We start from the raw sequence: 18568 nt of genomic DNA, 5'->3' as shown, positions 1-18568 counted from the left end.
ATAACTACTGCTGACGAGGCCAGCTCCTAAGGGAGTTGGCCTTTTTTGTTCGCTCTTGAGGTTCGCGATATGGCATTACCTGTTAAATGCGAGACCTTCGCACAATTGGCTCTGAGCCCACTTCGGTGTCAAGCTGGCCCGTAACAAAATCTTGCAAATTATTAGTGATCGCCCGCTAGTCGGGCGGGTGTTAAGGAATAAATCTATGATCCTTAAGGAAAAGGATGCCTCGCTATACGGAAGCAGCCGTGGCGGCGACGAGCGCGCCTTTTACGGCCACAAGCAGGAACAGGACGTCGCTTTTCAGCTACGCCGCGAGTTCGGCGAGCACAAGCAGATCCACGTCATTAACGACCTGCGTATCGAACATCGCGGTGAGCGAGCGCAGATCGACCATCTGATTCTTCACCCCTACGGTTTCATCATCGTCGAGTCCAAAAGCATCGTCGGTGAGGTGACAGTCAATGCCGCCGGCGAGTGGTCGCGCAGCTATCAGGGCAACTGGATGGGGATTCCGTCGCCGATCCGTCAGGCGGAGCTACAAAAGCAACTCTTGCATCATTTGATCAGGGATAACGTCGGGAAGTTGCTTGGTAAGATATTGGGCATACAGGGCAAGGTAGGCGGGCGCGATTGGCAGGTGCTCTGTGCTGTCTCCAGCACCGCCATTCTACATCGGGACAAGATGCCCAAGGATGTTGCCGATAGGGTGGTCAAGACAGAGTTCCTAGCCAAGAAGATTCGAGAAGTAGTAGGCAATACCCTCACGGAGTATCTAAAAGCCAAGCCCAAGTTTTCCAAGCGAGAGCTGGACAATATCGGTAACTTTCTGCTCGAACATACCGCCCAGGTGAGCGCTGCCAGGGGAGACGGCGATAGCGCCCCTGTCACGCCAGAACCGGCCGCTTCCGCTTCCGTTGCCGAGCCCGTGCCGAATTATTCGGTTGCGCCGACGCCAGATACCAGCTCTTCACCGACCGAGCCCCCTGCCCAGGTCCAAGGCTTGATGACCTGCAAGCAGTGCGGCGAGGCCAATAGCCTCACCGGCTTGTATGGCCAGTACGGCTACTACGTGAAGTGCGGCCACTGCAGCACCAACACCTCGATGAAGCAGTCTTGCCCCGCCTGTGGCTGGAAGAGCGTACGCGTGTCCAAGGATGGCCCGGAGTACACCGGAACTTGTCGTAAATGTACGCAGCAGTTTCTGGTCTTTCGGCAGGAATAGGGGGGGGTACTGATATGACAGCTTCCGACCCATAGCGGACATTTTAAGGGTAATGAGCAGCAATTATAGAGAATAAGCGAAAACATTTTCTCTATGCAAATGGTGCTTTAATTTATCACTGTTTCATAGGCAGCTGAAGTGAAAAAACAATGATATTTGAAATCAATGCCGGCCAAATCGAACGACTAGATCAAGAGCAGCTTGTAAACCTCCTCCGAAGATTGATTTATGCTGAGTTAAACAAGAATTCGATCCCGTTACGTTCCGGTACAGCTCCTGCGCAAATAACCATTCCTGATGGTGGTGACGATGCACGGGTCTCGTGGACTGGCGGGCCAAATGAGACGGATTGGCTGCAAAGCCGCTTTACTGTTTTTCAATGTAAGAAAGGAAGAACTTCTCCTTCCGGGCTTAAGTCAGAAACTCAGTCAAAGTCCTCTCAAGGTTCTGGCAATCCACGCATTAACGAAGCTATAGAGGAGGCATTGTCAAAAAGCGGTGCATATCTCATTGTGACGAACACGCCGGTAGTTGGCACCAAAATTGATCGCCGTATTGAAGCAATTCAGGAGGGGATCTGCGAGACAGGAAATGACCCATCCCTGCTATCGTCGATCCAAATATATGATTGCAACAGGCTTGCCGCGTGGTCAAATACGCATCCATCGGTCGCTTTATGGCTCAACGCTTTGCTGCGAGATGTTTATCTTGGTGGCTTTCAAACATTCGAAGATTGGGGGCGCACTCCAGAGATTTCCCAAATTGAGTTTCAGCAAAGTGATGACACAAGGTTCGTCGCCAAGGGAAGGGAAATTCAAACTTGGCGAAATGAGGATACCTCGATTTCCCAAGAAAAGTCTTTTGATGAAATTCGAGAGATCATATCTACGTTTTTACTCACGCGGGGAAATGCTGTTCGTGTGATCGGGCCATCAGGATACGGAAAGACTCGTCTCGTACATCAGCTTATCGCAAGCCAATCTTCTTTTCCTCAGGACATCCTTGATGAAAGCCAGATAATCTACTGCATATACGAGGACGTCAAAGATCAACTTCTCAACATTGCACGTGAAATTGCCGACACCAGATCCCGAGCACTTATCATTGTGGATGATTGTCCCGATGAAATTCATGCGCGGCTGAGTGAAACAGTACATCGAGAAGGTTCCCGCTGTCATCTTATGACGATAGGAGTGGAAACCAAGTCTCATGGCATACACCAAAATCTAATAGTTGAGCTTAATGCTGCTTCAAACGCATTGATCAGCCATATCGCTGAGGCAACAAACAAAGAGGCAAGTAGCAGGAATGCTTCCTTAATCCGTGATATGTCTCAAGGGTTTCCAAGAATGGCGGTTTTTGCATCTCGAGCTTTAGAAGATGGCGACGAAAAGCTGAGTTCGGTTGAAACTCTGATATCCCGGCTCGTTTGGGGTGAGCGCGAAGAAGACCTGTCAGCTTTTGAAAGCCTACAACTTATTAGCCTTTTCACAATCGTTGGATTAGAGAACGATGCGGCTCACGAACTCGAACAAATTGCGTCTTATTGCAGTAAGACTGGGCAAAAAATGTATCGGGAGTTAAGTCGCTTTACCGAGCGGGGTGTCCTGTTTCGTCAGGGAGATTATGGCGAGGTCCAGCCTCTTCCCCTCGCTATGCGTTTGTCAAACCAGTGGTTGGAAAGCAATCCTTCGGGCGCACTGGAAATTCTATTCCGTTCGCTCAGTGAAGAGATGAAGCTGAAGATGGTCGGACGTCTGCGTTGGGTGTCGTGGTCAGATAAAGTGACAAGCTTCGCCCGCGCTTTACTCGCCGAGGCATTGCCTGACGAGACAGCATTGGATAGCGAATTTGGGTCAAAGCTTCTTGATCGGTTTGTTCATCTTGCCCCTGATGCAACGATGGAGCATTTGGATAGCCTACTTGCGAGTAATTCAATCGATGAGCTTGCAGCCTTTGATTCAGGTAGACGCTATACAATTTGGGCATTAGAGAAGTTGGTGTTCCGCCGTCAAACGTTTGATCCCGCAGCAAGGCTGCTCTTAAAACTAGGTGCAGCAGAAAATGAGGGTTGGTCCAATAATGCTTCCGGTCAGTTCATAGGTTTGTTTCAGCTTTATCTGTCTGGAACAGAGGCCACGCCGGAAGAAAAGCTATTAGTACTGGACGATGGCTTAGCTAACACAGACGAGCGGGTCCGTAAGCTCTGTGTTGGTGCGTTGGATCGCATGCTTCAATCGGGGCATTTTTCTAGATCCGGAGGATCGGAACATATTGGGGCTGGAGAAGCTTTGGAAGACTGGCAGCCCAAAACATACGAAGAGATTTTCGATTATTACCGTGCTGCTTTAACACGCCTCGAAAAAATTGCCCTTAGTGCCGTCGACCCAAGCAGAGAAATTACATTAAACAATATTGGTTCACATCTTAGGAGTCTGTTTTCTATTGAACCAATGCTTGATGAAGTTAAAGCCATGATAGCCCGACTTCGTGAAGTTTATCCTCAGTGGAATAATGCAGCGCTCATGGTAAATGAATGGTTGTATTTTGATAGAAATGATGCATGCTATGAGCATCGTGAAAAACTTCGTGCTTTTTACGATGAGCTTCTTCCCATCGATAAAATCGAACAAATGTATTACTACAGCAGTGGCTGGGCAACCGATATTCATGATCCGGATGTTTGTTATAGCCCTGGTGGTGATAACGATCACGATTATGGATTAAACAAGATCAACGAGCTTGTAGATGCAAGCCCGAATCATGCAGAATATTTCTTTCCGTTAGTGGATAAGTTTTTGGCTAAGCCGACGAATTCAGCCTGGATAGCCATTGTTCGCATTGCGAAGCACGTCAATGATCCTGACCGACTGCTAAGATACGTTTTAGAAATGGCGTCTGCGGATAGAGACATTGTCGTCATTTCTAACCTTGTGCGAAATGTCATTTCTGGCGCAGCACAAACGGATAGAAAAAAAGCTCTAGAGTGTCTAGAGCTCGCGCTTAGTGCGCAGAGTCTGAGTAAGTCATCAATTGAATTTATTGCCGCTGTAGGGTTAGATGATGCGCTCATGCGGCGCGCAGTTGAGTTTGTAAAAAACGATACGGCCGAGCCGCATCAAGTTTCAGCATTTGCCTTCAGTGAGCTTCTCCAGAAAATTGATCACACCTTAATCGAAGAATTGATTAGCACGTTGCAGACAAAGGGCGAGCAAGGAGCATGGGCAGCAATCGATTTTCTAGGCCGCGTATTGTATGGTTCCAATCCTAAAGAAGGATGGCTGTTGGAAAGCCTTGCTCAATCTGTAACTAATCCTGCTTTGTTCGATAAAGGGCGCTATTCAGCCATGGATTGGTACCTCTGGTGTGTTTTAGTCGAGAAACTGCTGGATAGTGGCCGTATCGATGACCACTTCAAGGCTCAGCTGGTGGACTTCATTATCAGCGTAACTGCTGTTGAAGAGTTCGGTGTTCAACTCGCATTTGATGATTATGCACAAAAGATACTCCGCCGTCTGATTTCTTGCTCGCCCTGCCTGGTTTGGGAGAAATACCATGAAATACGGGTGGCCTCAGATAGTAGGGCCAGATACAGGCTAGAAAGCTTATTTGGTGCGAATAGTGGAAGCCCTTCAAAGCCAGGTGTGCTTAATAGTATTCCGCAAGATATCTACATACCGTGGATGATTGAAGATAAAGAAGGACGAATTCCTTTTATTTTGGGCTGGATTCAGCTCTTTATCAAGGTCGATGATGAACGTAATTGGGATCCATGTTTTGTGGAATTTGTCGACTCTCATGTGGATCGACCAGACAGGCTTGATGTTCTGTGTACTAGACTAACCACAGGCAGCTGGGTTGGCTCATATGCTAACAAGCTTGAGAGTGAGCGGGACCAATTGCTCCAATTAAGAGCTATGTCGAAAAGTACTTATGTCCATCGGTGGGTTGATCAGATAGTGTCAAGGATAGGGCAGCAAATTATTGAAGAACAAAGACGAGATGGAAATCGAGAAGCGTATTATCGAGCATGAGGCGGTGGGTGGTTTTGGTTATTAAGCGTTAATGGGGCGGTATGGCTATCAAAACGAGGTGCGTGAAGTAAATCAGGAAGAGTACGGGTTCATAATCCAATAGTGGAAGGTGTTAAGATCTTCATTCACCCCATGTTCGAGTAAGTATCCTGCGGCTTTTTCGGAGGATACTTAATGCGCCGCTGCTTTCGGCGGCCGACTGTCAGGTGAATACCGTCACATCACAGTTTGCATGTCCGCTTCTGGCCGAATGCTGTCCTTAACCCCTATCCTTGCTACAGAGAAAACTCGCATTCAAAGAAATAGAGGACGTACCCCTATCAACTCACAATAGCAGCGGAAACACAAGGACATAGGGCCCGCTGCAGCCATTATCACGGACATCAGGCGACTCATACATTTGCATGAATCTTTTCCTTTCTCTCTCCTGAGCCAGTCGACTATCCAGCAATTCGGACTACACTGATCAGACTATTTTCGCCACTTGGGAGGCACCACAATGTCGCCTCGAGACTACCACTGGCTTGCTCCCGTCCAACGCATGATAGGCCTGCTGATTCTCTCACTTCAGGTCTCATTCAGCCCACTGGCGACCGCCTTTCATGATGGCAGTGACGAGTCACAGCATCTTGACCTCTACTCAGCAGAAGATGACGAGGTTCAACTGTTCGACCATGTCGTGTACTTGACAAATGAAGAATCGGAAGAACTATTCTCCTTTGTCAGCGGGCAAGACGAGACGGAACCGGGAAGCCCTTTTCTGACTCTGTATCTCGAAAGGCTCCCATTATCGCTTGAAGGATTGAACAGTGGCAACATTCTGGCTGCTGCGGTGACACCACCGGAGAGTCTGTACCACGATCTCTGGGATGACACGCTGTGGCAGCCAAACGCAAAAGAACGATTAGCCTGGGATGGGTTGCTGCACCACGTTAACGCCTTGGAGGAAACTGACGACGGCTGGCAGCTTCGGCTGGAACGGGCAGTGTTAGCCGATGCCATCAAGCAGGGCACCTTGGTTGTCGAGGCAAGTACGATGATCAGGTCAAGAGAAGAGATGTTCGGCTTGGAGTCCTATATTTACCAGGAAGGTGGTCATTACCGAAAGGTCAGCTGGAATACAGCCAATATGCACTGCACTCCCGGCCGCTTCCAAGTTGATACCGTAGAAAATATTGAACTTCCGTATGGCGTCAATGCCGACATCGCCTACAGTGCAGTGCTTCATATGACATATGCATTGATGTTTGATAACGGCCAGACGGAACACGCCGAACTCGACGCTGAGATCTGTCAGGCGGGCAGCCTGAAATTGCGCGCGGATAACGAGGTCGATAAGGAGTGGCTGCTTTGGAAGGGGCGATCTCGCCCCAAGGTATTCAGGGTGGGCTGGCTACCGATCGTTGCTCGGGCAGGGGGCAGCTTAACCTATGGGCTTAACGCGAGCGCTGAACTCGAGCAGCAGGATCCCATACTATTGAAACACCACCTGCAGCGACAAGTTAGCCGATCACAGGGTAGCTGGAGCCTTACCGGCCCCGAACTCACCCCACCAGCCTTTCATGTTCCCGATCCTTCGTTATACACTGACGTCGAGACAACCAGCAAACTGGTGCCGCAACTCGAGGTTATCCTTTACGGACTTGCCGGCCCCTATATACAGGCGGCGGGAACCACGACCCTGGGGTGGCACTCCGATCCTTTTGGACCCTCGCTAAGCGCAGGCCTGACATTACAGGCAGGGATTCAACAAGCCCATCCAGTCATTACCCTCTGCCAGCAAGATGAGTGTGAGAAGACGTTGGGAAACTGTGAATGGGAGTGGGATTTCGATCAGCTCGCCTTCAACGGTCCTGGATGTGAGTGGGGAGAGAGGCTAGAATAAGGAGCACCTTTTTCCTTTCCTTTCCTTTTCTCGGCGCTCGTCGGAGTACTTCATCGGAACCTCGTCACGCCCCACATGGTTCAGAGTCTAACAGCCGCTGAGGTTCCAACTAGCTTGACAGTGCGGGCCCCTGTGCTGGTGCACCGCTTTAAAAATGACTTGCCTATTTTGGAGTTACTATGCATGGTTTTACCGAACTCGTTGATAGGTGCGCAGCTTTTACTCTTGAAGCTCTAAGGGAGGCAAACGAGAGTACGGTTGAAAAACTCCAAACAAGCAGCTCCACCTCGTTAGTAAAAGCTCTTACAATGATACAGCTTCAAAAAGCGATCTTGGCGGTTGGGATGTTTTCTATTTTTGAAGCCAATCTGCAAGATGGTCTTGGCTGTTCTAATGGGTTTGATAGGGCCAAGAAGATACTGGGTGACGAAGGAGAAATAGATACTAAAGAACGCTTTGACGACCTTTATCTTGCTATCAACGTGCTCAAGCATGGTCGTGGTCGAAGTTACGATGCTCTTGTTGCGAAGGCTAAGGCGCTGCCTTTCAGAATAAAGCTACCAGACGAGTCTTTTTTCTTCGAGGGTGATGTATCAGAGGTATCGACATTGGTCGAGGTTGATGATGCATTCGTCCAGCATTGCGGCGACGTGATTAGCGATGTATCAGAGGTGATACGCCGAGTACACTGCGAGCTCATATAGATGTGGGTAGCAAAGCCGACGGCTGGGGAGAAGGCTCAATCAGTATCAAATGCGGTCAAGGGACGCTCCTTACTTTGCGCCCCTGCCGTTGGCATTGTATGAGCTTTCTCTGAACAACCGCTCTTGGCCGAATTGGGAAATTGAGTATACGCTGATGGACTAGTGGAGATTCACCCAGCACTTACGGGCAGCAGTGTGGTTAGAGGGGAGGAAACAAATGCTCACCGATGCGTTTCTTGAGGAGTTACGTTATAGAGGAGAAGGTTCTGATCTGGACTACAAAGCCGAACGCTACCCGTTCGCCAAGGCCAGTGACGAAGAGAAATCAGAGATTTTGAAGGACATTCTCGCCTTAGCCAACACGCATCGAGATAGCACTGCATACATCCTGCTGGGATTCAAGGAGAACCCACCCCATCCGGCAGACGTAGTAGGGTTGTCTCCAGAAGGCGTTATCGACGATGCCCGTCTCCAGGAGTTTGTGAACGGGAAGTTAGAGACTAAACTGACCTTTCGCTACGAGGAACGTTTGTTCGATGGCCAGCATATTGCTGTGATCTCCATTCCGCAGCAGCAACGGCCGTTCTACCTCAAGAAGGACTACGGTAAATTGTCCAAGGATACGGTCTATGTTCGCCGGGGTAGCGCCACTGGGATAGCCTCACCTCGAGAGATAGCGATGATGGGGGCGGCCAATATGGTGAGGGGCGAAGCCGAGATCCAGCTGTTATTTCAAACACCGGACAACCAGCCCCTTCCACACTCCTTCGAAAGGGAATTCCTGAACTTTCCGGACGACTTGCCAGACTATTCGGTGAGGCGAAGCGACATGTTTTCCGTTTCATATCAGCATGTCAACAAAAACTACTTGCGGGACGTCGCCAACTATCGTGCCAACTGGAAGCGTGTGATCCAGGTGAGGTTATCCCTGACTAACCAATCGGACTTCTCTCTCGGGGACACACACATAGAAATGGTGTGCCGTTGTCCGGAGGGTGAATCCGTTTCGCTACTTCGTGCTGATCATATGCCTGAGGAACCTGACTCGTCTGGTTTCGGCCACCTTGCCAACATGCAAAATATATTCGAACGTGCCAATCAGCGGGTGAGCGTGGATGAACGAGGTTGCGAACCGGTGGCGCACGTAACAATAGAAACGATGCGGCCAGGCCAAACGACTCGCGCTGAGGAGGATCTGGCAATCCTGCCATCAGGCCCAGGCAACTATGTGCTTCAGGTTCGCATCTTAGCCAACGAGATACCGGCCCCGCTATTGATCGAACATTCGTTTGATGTTGCTGGCCCAGTGACGGTAGCTGGTGTGTCGGACCTTTATGCCTCGGGTGATCTGGCCCAGTAATCGTGGACACAGACTTATGCGAAATTCCTGTTATTTTGGCTGTCGAGTAGGTATCTACAAGAGAGTCGTCGAGCGTACTAGCTGTCCGCTTCTGGCCGAAAGCTGACAATTCGATACTGCGAAAACCGGCTCGCTGACGATGAGTTTATCAACGTCAGCGAGCCCGCTTTCATCCTTACTGGCTCACGAGCTTCGCCCGGCTGGTGCCGTTGCCCTGAGGTTCCACCTGGATCTGTACCGGAATGCGCTCATGCATCTCCTGCACGTGGGAGATCACGCCCACCCGGCGGCCCAGCGCCTGCAGGCCATCCAGCGCTTCCATGGCCAGCGCCAGGGATTGCGGGTCGAGGCTGCCGAAGCCCTCGTCGATGAACAGCGATTCGATGGTGAGCTCGCCGGAGGCCATGGAGGCGAGCCCCAGCGCCAGGGCCAGCGAGACCAGGAAGGTCTCGCCGCCGGAGAGCGAGTGCACCGAGCGGCGCTCGTCGGCCATGTCCAGATCCTCCACCAGCAGGCCCAGCTCGCTGCCGCCGCGTACCAGTCGATAGCGGCGGCTCAAGCCCGCCAGATGCGCGTTGGCGTGCTCGAGAAGCTGCTCCAGGTTGTAGGCCTGGGCGATGCGCCGGAACACCTTGCCGTCGGCGGAGCCGATCAGCTCGCTGATACGCCCCCAGCGACGGAACTCGGCGCGGGCTGCCTCCAGTTCGCTCTGCCCGGCCTGCTGGCGCTCGCGTCGACGGTCGTCATCGTTGAGTGCGAAGGTGGCCTCGTCCCGTGCCTTCTGGGCCGCTTCCAGCCTGGGCGCGAGTTCGGTCTGGGCCTTCTCCAGTGCCTCATGGCGTCGCTGCAGCTCGGCGGTCACGGCCTCGTCCAGCAGTGCCTGGTCGCTCTCTTGTCGGCCCTCTTGCCGGCTCTCGTCCTCGACCAGCCCCTGACCGCGACGATGATTCAGCAGGGCGGTGCGGCGCTCCACCAGCGTGGCGGCGGCGCGCTGGCGCTGGGCGTCGGCCGCCTCGATTCTCCGCTCCTGGTCGCGAGCCGCGTCGTCGCCCTGGGCCAGCAGCCGTGCCAGGGTGGCATCACTCAGCCCGGGGTTAGCCTGGCGCCAGGCGTCGAGTTCCTGGGTCAGGCGCTGTTGTTCCCGCTTTTGCTGCTCCAGCTGTCTGGCTTCGTGCTCTGTCTGCTGGGCAAGCCGCTGCTGCCCACGCTGGGCCTGATGCAGCCGAGCCAGGGCGGCGTCATAGGCCTGGCGGGCGCTCTCCAGGTGCGCGTCGAGCCGCTGCTGCCAGGCGTCGGGCGAGGCGTGTTCGCCGAGCCGCTCGGCAAGGGCCCGCGCGAGCGTGTCGCGCTGCTGGCGCAGCGGAGGCAGCTGGGCGTCGAGTTCGGCCAGCCGCTTGGTGGCGCTGGTTGTTTCGGTCTCCAGGCGGGTCAGCGCGAGCTGCTCCTCGTGGAGGGCCTTCTCCAGCGGGGCCAGTTCGGCGCTGGCCCGGTTCAGGGCCTCCAGCGACTGGCGCTGCCGCTGACGCTGCTCTTCGCTCTGCCGGCGCTGGGCCTCTAGCCAGGCGTCGCGGTCGGGTTCGTCGATGGCCTCGAGCTCCCCGTAAAGCGAATGCTGGGTCAGCGCCTGTAGGGTGTCGTCGCGGCACTGTTCGGCGGCCTTGAGGTCGCGCTCCAGCTGCTTGAGGGAGCGTTCCAGGGCGCGATAGTCGCCGACCAGCTCATCGCGCTGCTGCTGGGCGGTATCCAGGGCGCTGCGCGCCTCCTCCAGCTGGCGGGTCTCCTCCTGCTGCTGGGCCTCGAGCTGGGCCGCCTCCGGCGTCGACGGCGGGTGATGCCGCCAGGGGTGGTCGAGGCCGCCGCAGACCGGGCAGGGAGTGTCCTCCTCGAGGGCCTCGCGCAGACGTACCACGCTCTCGCTGCGCACCGCGCGGCTGCGTTCGACCAGTGCGGAGACGGTGGTGAAGTGTGCCTGGGTACGGTCGAGATGTTCACGGGCGGCCTGACCCTCGGCCAGCAGCTTGTCACGGCGGTCGCGCTCCTGACCCAGCTGGGCGGCGAGCCTCTGATGGGCCTGCCGGGCGCGAGCGAGTTCCTGCCAGCGGCTGACTATTTCCTCCAGGGCGAGATGGCGCTGGGCCGCCCGATCATGGGCCTGCTGGCAGTCCTGGCGGGCGGCGTCGAGGTCGGTGTGAGTGCCCATCAGCTCGTGCAGCCTTGCCTGCCACTCGTCGCGCTGGCGCTGACGCTTATGCTGGGTGGCCTGGGCGTGGCGGTGCTGCTCGGTGATGTCGTCGGCGAGTCGTTGCTGCTTGTCGCGTGCCGCTTCCAGCTCCTCGAGGCGCTGATCCAGAGTCGCCAGGCTCTGGGCCTGTTCGCGGGCCTGGCACAGCTCGGGCACGGCGCGGCGGTAGCTCTCACGAGCCTCGTTCATGGCCTGCTCGGCCTGTTCGAGCGCCGTGCAGGCAGTCTGCTGCTCGGCGTCGGCGGTCTCGCGAGCCGTGACGGTCCTGGTGTGGGTCGACTGCAGTTCGGCGATCTCGTCGGGCAGCTCGGCATGACGGACGAGGGCGTGGCGCCGTGGGGCGATCAGCCGGCGCCACTCGCGGTCGGCCCGCTGCTCGGCGAGGGCTTGCCACGCATGTTCGGCGGCCTGTTGCTCGGCATGACCGTCCCGATAGCCTTCGTGCAGCCGGGCGTCCTCATGGAGCCAGCGCTGCTTGCCCTTGAGTGACTCCGCCTGCTGCTGCAGCTCGTTCAGGGCCTGGCGGCTGGCCTGGGCAGCGTGCTCCAGCTCGGCACGGGCCTCGGCGTCGGCGGGCAGGTCCTCGGCGAGTCGCGTTTCCAGCGCCTCCACTCCCTTTCTTGCCTGGCTGGCGCGGTGGTAGGCGGCCATCGAGATCTCGGAGTATTCGCGTGTGCCGGTCAGGCGCTCCAGCAGGTCGCTGCGGGCGTTGTCGTCGGCCTGCAGGAAGGCGGCGAACTCGCTCTGGGCGAGCAGCACGGCGCGGGTGAACTGGTCGAAGGTGAGCCCCAGGCGCTCCGGCAGCAGACGATCGAATTCACGCTTTTGGGTAGTGAGCAGGCGGCCATCCTCGAGGTCGCGCAGCGATTGCTCGGCCTTCTGCAGCTTGCCGGTGACCCTCTCCCTGGCGCGTCGTACCGCCCAGCGTGCACGGTAGCGGTGTCCGTCGCGGCCCAGGAAATCGACCTCGGCGAAGCCCGAGGCGGTGCCCCGGCGCAGCAGGGTGCGCGGATCACTGGTGGTCAATTTGGTGTCCGCGGTGTCCTCGACCTGGCTGTCCCGGGCCGGCGCCTGGCGCAGCCGCGGTGTACCGCCGTAGAGCGCCAGGCACAGGGCGTCGAGCAGGGTGCTCTTGCCGGCCCCGGTGGGACCGGTGATGGCGAACAGGCCGGCCTCGCTGAGGGGGCGCGTGGTGAAGTCGAGTTCGAGGGGGCCGGGCAGGGAGGCCAGGTTCTCCAGGCGCAGGGCGAGGATTCTCATTGATGCGCCTCCCCGGTTGATGGCTGTTCGGCCGATGTGCGGTCGGCCGACGTGTTGTCGTCCGAGGTGTCATCGGCGTCGAGCACGTCCTGACGCAGGCGGTCGAAGTCGGCGAGCACGTCCTCCTCCGGTGGCTGGCCCCAGCGCCTCTCCCAGGTGTGCTCGAATAGCCTGCGTGGGCCCAGGGTCTCCAGGTCGGCTCGGGTCTTCTGGTCGTCGTCTCCGACCCGGGGCAGGCGCCGCTCGAGGCGCAGCAGACGCAGCGCCCTTCCCTCGAGGGCGGCCTCCACGCGGGCACGCAGGTCGGGAGTCGGTGAGTCGAGCTCCACACGCACCTCCAGCCAGGGCCAGCGATCTCTTGATAACGCGGGAGCGTCCTCTAAGGCCTCAAGTTCGGCCAGCACCTGCTCCAGCGGCGCGGGACCGACGCGGTGCATGGCCACCGGGCGGGGCACGGGAAGTGCCTCGGTGGCGGCCAGTGTCTCGTCGTCGAGCACCACCTCCACCACCTGGTGGGGATAGGCCACCTCGCTGAAGTCCAGCGGCAGGGGGCTGCCGCTGTAGCGGATGCGTGCTTCGCCGACCTGCTGGGCGCGATGCAGGTGGCCCAGGGCAACATAGGCGATAGAGTCCGGAAACAGGGCGGCGGAGATCGACTCCTCGCCGCCGATCACGATGGGGCGCTCACTGGCCTCGGACACCGCGGCACCGTGCAGGTGGGCGTGGCTCATGGCCACCAGCGCCTGGCCAGGCTCGCGGCACTTTCCGGCGGCATCGATCAGCTGTCGGTGTACCCGGGTGATGCTGGCTACATAGTCGTTGGGGGTATCGTCGGGGCCGTCGTCGTCGTTCGCCAGCGCCGCGCCGGTCACCTCGGCGGGGCGCAGGAAGGGCAGTGCGAGGCACCAGGCACGCGTCTCACCCGAAGAATCGGTGAGCGGCACCAGCAGGCGCTCGGCGTCGAGGGTGCCGTCGTCCAGCCAGCTGACCCGGCCCAGGGCGTGGGTGCGTAGACGACGCATCAGCGGGGCGGGTAGCTCGATGCGGTTGCCGCTGTCGTGATTGCCGGCAATCAGGACGATATCCAGGGTCGGCAGCCGCTCGTGGGCGGAGACGATAAAGTGGAACAACAGCTCCTGGGCACGCAGCGAGGGATTGACCACATCGAAGATATCGCCGGCCACCAGCAGGGCGTCGGCCTGGCGCTCCTCCAGGGTGTCGAGCAGCCAGTTCAGGAAGGCGCGGTGTTCGGTGTGGCGCTCCTGGCCGTGAAAGCTCTGGCCCAGGTGCCAGTCGGCGGTGTGAATCAACTTCATGGTCTCTCCCTTTCCATCCAGCGTCCCGAAGGCGTTAGTCTACGTGACTCACAGCGGCTGTTCAGGAGTACTGATGACGACGACCCCACTCCATGACTGGAATCTGTCGCCGAAGGACGCCATCGCCCTGCAGAAACGCCTGGCCGGGCGTGTCGAGCGGGAGGATCGCCTGGCCGAGGTGCGCCATCTCGCCGGCGTCGATATCGGCTTCGAGCAGGGCGGTGAGATCACCCGAGCCGCCGTGGTGGTGCTGGCCTGGCCGCCGGAGGAGGGAGGTGAACTCTCGCTGGTGGAGCGGGTGGTCCATCGCGAGCCGACACGGATGCCCTATATCCCAGGGCTGCTGTCGTTCCGTGAGGTGCCGGCGGCGTTGGAGGCATTCGAGCGATTGAGCGTACGACCGGATCTGGTGATGGTGGACGGCCAGGGCATCGCGCATCCCCGGCGGCTCGGGGTGGCCAGTCACCTGGGGCTGTGGCTCGACCTGCCCACCATCGGCGTGGCCAAGTCGCGGCTGTGCGGTCGTCACGCCGAGCCGGGCGCCGAACGGGGAGAGTGGACGCCGCTGGTCGACGGTCCTGACGATGAGGTGATCGCGGCGGTGCTGCGCTCGCGGCCCAGGGTGAAGCCGATCTTCGTCTCCATCGGCCACAGGGTCTCGCTGCCCACGGCGCTCGGGTGGGTGGCGGCGTGTCTGCGGCGTACCAAGCTGCCGGAGCCGACCCGGCTGGCGGATCGTCTGGCCTCGCGTCGCGACCAGAAGCGGCGCTAGGCGAGGCTCGATTCGTCCTCAGGTGGCTTGGTCTCGGTCGACTTGCCTGCCGATGCAGTTCGGCGGACCATGGCGGGTCTCCTCCTGCTGCCGGAAGCTTGCCATGTGTCCCACAACCGTTGATCCCATTGCCGCGACCCGCCAGTGGGTGGAGACCTTCGTGGTCGCCCGCAATATCTGCCCCTTTGCCGGCCGAGAGGTGGCCCGCGACACCATCCGCTATGTGGTACAGGATGCCGGCGACTGGGAGCCCGCCCTGCTGGCGCTGGTGGCCGAATGTGAGCGTCTCGACGAGACGCCCGGCATCGAGACGACCCTGCTGGTGTTGACACCGGGGCTAGCGGCCTTCGATGACTATCTGGATTTTCTCGAGATAGCCGAGACGCTGCTGGTGGACCAAGGCTATGAAGGAGTCTATCAGCTGGCCAGCTTTCATCCGGACTACTGCTTCGCCGATGCCGAGCCGGAAGATCCCGCCAACTATACCAATCGCTCGCCCCTGCCGATGCTGCATTTGCTGCGTGAGGCGGGCCTCGAGCAGGCGCTTGCCCGCTACCCCGACCCCGAGGCGATACCCGAGCGTAATGTGACGGCGCTACGCGAGGAGGGCCATGCTGGACTCAGCACGGCCCTCGCCAGGCTGCGCGGGCAGATCAAAGACACCTAGTCGCTGGGCCCGATGAGATGCTTCACCTCGAGATAGGCAGAAAGCCCCCACGGGCCGAGCTCACGACCGATGCCACTGCGCTTGAAGCCGCCCCAGCCGGTCTGTGGCAGCACCAGCTGCTCGCTGTTGTACCAGATGCTGCCGGCCTGCAGCTGGCGACCGATGCGTCGGGCGCGCTCTGCGTCGCCGCTGATCACCGTGGCGGCAAGGCCGAAGTCGCTGTCGTTGGCCAAGGTGATGGCCTCGGCCTCGTCGACGACGCTGCGTCCGCACAGCACCGGACCGAAGATTTCTTCACGCCACAGGGTGCTTGCAACCGGCACGTCGCGATAGAGGGTCGGGGCGATAAAGAAGCCGGTGTCGGGCAGCGTGCGGTGGCGTCCATCGCGTACCGCCACTAGCCCTTCCTGGTGAGCGATATCGAGGTAGCGCTGGACGCTGCTGCGCTGCTGGGCGCGGGTCAGTGGCCCAATATCGGTTTCTGCCTGCAGCGGGTCGCCCAGCGTCAGGGCGTCGATGCGTGTGGCCAGGGCCGCGTAGAGTGACTCGGCAAGTGCTTCATGGACGAGCAGGCGTGAGGTGGCCGAACAGATCTGGCCGGCGTTGTAGTAGATGCCCGCCATCACCCAGTCGGCGGCCTGTTCGGGGTCGGCGTCTTCCATCACGATGATCGGCGACTTGCCGCCCAGCTCCAGCGAGACGTTGGCGGTATGAGAGGCGGCGGCCTGCATGACCGCCTCGCCGACCGTGTTGCTACCGGTGAACGATAGCTTGTCGACCCCTGGGTGGCGGCTGAGCGGGGCTCCGATGCCCTCGCCGTCGCCGTTGAGTAGGTTCAGCACTCCCGCCGGGAGGCCGATCTCCATGGCGATCTCGGCCAGGGCGAGTTCAGGCAGTGGCGTCACCTCGGAAGGCTTGAAAATTACCGTACAGCCCGCGGCCAGCGCCGGCGCGATCTTCCACGCGCTGGTCACCAGCGGGAAGTTCCACGGCGTGATCAGTCCCACCACGCCAACCGGGTCGTGATAGCAGCGTGCCTCGGCCCCGGCCATTGCCAGCGCCACCGGCGTGCCTTGGCGGGCGTCCAGCTGGCGAGCCTGTTCGGCGTAGTAGCGATAGCAGGCGATGGCGTCGTCCAGGTCGATGGCAGCCTCGCCACGCACCTTGCCGTTATTGGTGACGGACGCGAGGATCAGTGCCTCGCGGCGCAGACTCAGGGCGCTGGCGATGGCCTCCAGGTAATCGGCGTGCTGGGCGCCGGGGAGCGCGCGCCAAGCGGGCAGCGCGCGACGCGCGGCGTCCACGGCGGCGTCCACGTCGGCCGGGTGGCCGGCGGTAACCTCGGCGATCTGCGCCTCGCTATAAGGGTTGGTGACCGGCAGCCAGCGATGGGCCCGGGAGGTCACCCAGCGGTTGTCGATAAACTGCTGGTCGAGACGTGTCATGGGGCCTCCTGAGCAGCGGGTGGCGGTAGTTCGAGCTGACGGCACCAGGCCGCGGCGTCGATCTCTACTAGATAGGGCGCCTGGGGCGGGCGCTCACGCAGTGCCTGGCCCAGCTCGGCGGGGCTGGACACGCGGGTGGCGGCGCAGCCGAAGCCCTGGGCCAGGGTCTGGAAGTCGGGCGCCTGGATATCCACGCCCAGCCGCTCGACGCCGTGCTCATCCATGTAGCGGCGAATCTCCTCGTAGCCGTGGTTGTGCCACAGCAGGATCACCACCGGCAGCCGCTCTTCCACGGCGGTGGCCAGTTCCGCCAGGCTGAACATGACTCCGCCGTCGCCCACCAGGCCGATCACCGGCTGCTCAGGCTTGCCGAGCTGAGCACCCAGCGCCGCCGGCAGGCCGTAGCCAAGGGTGCCGTAGCCGGTGGAGGCGTTGAAGAAGCGACGTGGCGCGGGCAGTGACAGCAGGTGGTTGGCGGCGTAGGCCGGTGCCGTGGAGTCACCCACCCAGACTGCGTCGGGCAGCGCTTCGCGGAGGGTGGCACACAGCGGCACAAAGGGGGCGAGCAGTGGCTCCTGATGAAGAGCGAGAGCCTTGCGAGCCGCGGTGGCACGCACTACGCCATCTCGCGCCAGGGTATCGGGCACCCGGGAGAGCAGCCCCTCCAGGGCACGGGCGGCGTCGCTGACCAGCCCCAGCGCCAGTGACTGGTTGCGCACCAGTTGCTGGGCGTCCACGTCGATGCGGATCAGTCGGCCGTTGAGGGTAAAGCCATCGTCGAACACCACGTCGTAGTCGGTCTCGCCAAGCTCGGTGCCGACGGCGAGGATCACATCGGCCTCCCGGGCTAGCTCGCGCACTGCCGGCAGGCCGGTGGTGGCGCCCAGGTCGAGAGGATGGGCATCGCCCAGCAGCCCCTTGGCGTTGACCGTGGTGGCGGTGGGAGCATCGAGGCGGGTGACCAGCTCTCGAGCGGCTTCAGGGGCCGCCACACAGCCGCCGCCAAGCAGCACCAACGGACGCTCGGCAGCGTGCAACCACTCGGCGGCAACGTCGAGGCCGGCCGGGTCCGGGGCGGCAGGGTGCAGCTGCGGGGCGGGCCAGTGGGTGGGTGGGGTGACGGGGGCATCGAACAGGTCGATGGGAATCTCGATATGCACCGGCCCCGGGCGGGCCCCCTGGAAGATGGCAAAGGCGCGGGCCAGAACCTCGGGCAGACCGTCCGGGTCGAGCAGGGTATGGCTGAAACGAGCCACGTTGCCCACCAGGTTCGACTGGCTCTCCAACTCGTGCAGACGGCCCTGGCCGCGCCCCAGGGTGTCGCGGCGGTTGACGCTGGAGATCACCAGCATCGGTACCGAGTCCGCCAGTGCCTGGCCCATGGCGGTGGTGATGTTGGTCATGCCGGGGCCAGTGATGATCAGGCATACCCCGGGCTTGCCGGTGGCGCGGGCGTAGCCGTCGGCCATGAAGCCGGCACCCTGCTCATGACGCGGGGTCACGTGGCGCACGCCGCTGTGGCTCAGGCCACGGTAGAGCTCGACGGTATGCACGCCGGGGATACCGAAGAGGGTGTCGATGCCATAGCGGTCGCGCAGCAGGCGAAGCAGCAGTTCAGCACAGGTCATGTCATGACTCCGAGGGACAGAAGAGGTAAC

At 59.3% G+C, this 18568-nt stretch carries 11 protein-coding genes; 7 read left to right on the top strand and 4 right to left on the bottom strand.

Going from position 1 to position 18568, the window contains the following annotated elements:
* Positions 1-205: 205 nt before the first annotated feature.
* The 5 genes from GRB80_RS08915 to GRB80_RS08895 all read left to right on the top strand — a co-directional run bounded on the left by GRB80_RS08915 (position 206) and on the right by GRB80_RS08895 (position 9208).
* Positions 206-1225, top strand: a complete 1020-nt coding sequence (locus tag GRB80_RS08915; protein ID WP_161423325.1) for a nuclease-related domain-containing protein — start codon at positions 206-208, stop codon at positions 1223-1225.
* A 149-nt stretch (positions 1226-1374) separates the two neighbouring features.
* The gene (locus GRB80_RS08910) at positions 1375-5259 is read left to right on the top strand and encodes a hypothetical protein (protein WP_161423324.1); all 3885 of its coding nucleotides are present in this window, start codon (positions 1375-1377) and stop codon (positions 5257-5259) included.
* 499 nt (positions 5260-5758) lie between these two features.
* A complete protein-coding gene (locus GRB80_RS08905) occupies positions 5759-7144 on the top strand; it encodes a hypothetical protein (RefSeq protein ID WP_161423323.1) in 1386 nt (461 codons plus the stop codon).
* A 179-nt stretch (positions 7145-7323) separates the two neighbouring features.
* Positions 7324-7848, top strand: a complete 525-nt coding sequence (locus tag GRB80_RS08900) for a hypothetical protein (RefSeq protein WP_161423322.1) — start codon at positions 7324-7326, stop codon at positions 7846-7848.
* A 217-nt stretch (positions 7849-8065) separates the two neighbouring features.
* On the top strand, positions 8066-9208 hold the full coding sequence (locus tag GRB80_RS08895) for an AlbA family DNA-binding domain-containing protein (RefSeq protein WP_161423321.1): 1143 nt from the start codon (positions 8066-8068) through the stop codon (positions 9206-9208).
* Positions 9209-9383: 175 nt separating this feature from the next.
* Here the strand turns inward: GRB80_RS08895 and GRB80_RS08890 are convergent, their stop codons facing one another.
* Together GRB80_RS08890 and GRB80_RS08885 are read right to left on the bottom strand one after the other, a co-directional pair.
* A complete protein-coding gene (locus GRB80_RS08890; RefSeq protein WP_161423320.1) occupies positions 9384-12710 on the bottom strand; it encodes an AAA family ATPase in 3327 nt (1108 codons plus the stop codon).
* Positions 12707-14026, bottom strand: a complete 1320-nt coding sequence (locus GRB80_RS08885) for an exonuclease SbcCD subunit D (RefSeq protein ID WP_161423319.1) — start codon at positions 14024-14026, stop codon at positions 12707-12709. Before GRB80_RS08885 ends, GRB80_RS08890 begins: the two co-directional genes overlap by 4 nt.
* A 73-nt stretch (positions 14027-14099) precedes the next feature.
* Between GRB80_RS08885 and nfi the strand changes: the two genes are divergently transcribed.
* Positions 14100-14798 carry a deoxyribonuclease V gene (nfi, locus tag GRB80_RS08880; RefSeq protein WP_161423318.1) on the top strand — a complete coding sequence of 233 codons (699 nt, stop codon included), beginning with the start codon at positions 14100-14102 and terminating at the stop codon, positions 14796-14798.
* Positions 14799-14901: 103 nt separating this feature from the next.
* Entirely contained in the window at positions 14902-15465 is a 564-nt protein-coding gene (locus GRB80_RS08875; RefSeq protein ID WP_161423317.1) for a DUF1415 domain-containing protein, read from the top strand.
* Here GRB80_RS08875 and GRB80_RS08870 read toward each other — a convergent pair.
* Entirely contained in the window at positions 15462-16910 is a 1449-nt protein-coding gene (locus GRB80_RS08870; protein WP_161423316.1) for an aldehyde dehydrogenase family protein, read from the bottom strand. The genes GRB80_RS08875 and GRB80_RS08870 overlap by 4 nt on opposite strands.
* On the bottom strand, positions 16907-18538 hold the full coding sequence (locus GRB80_RS08865; RefSeq protein ID WP_161423315.1) for a 5-guanidino-2-oxopentanoate decarboxylase: 1632 nt from the start codon (positions 18536-18538) through the stop codon (positions 16907-16909). The genes GRB80_RS08870 and GRB80_RS08865 overlap by 4 nt, the downstream gene beginning before the upstream one ends.
* Between the last annotated feature and the right edge of the window lie 30 nt (positions 18539-18568).

This window comes from Halomonas icarae (genome assembly GCF_009901955.1).
Lineage (GTDB): Bacteria > Pseudomonadota > Gammaproteobacteria > Pseudomonadales > Halomonadaceae > Halomonas > Halomonas icarae.
The sequence above is the reverse complement of the archived record's forward strand: the minus strand, read 5'-3'. Positions and strand labels throughout refer to the sequence as shown.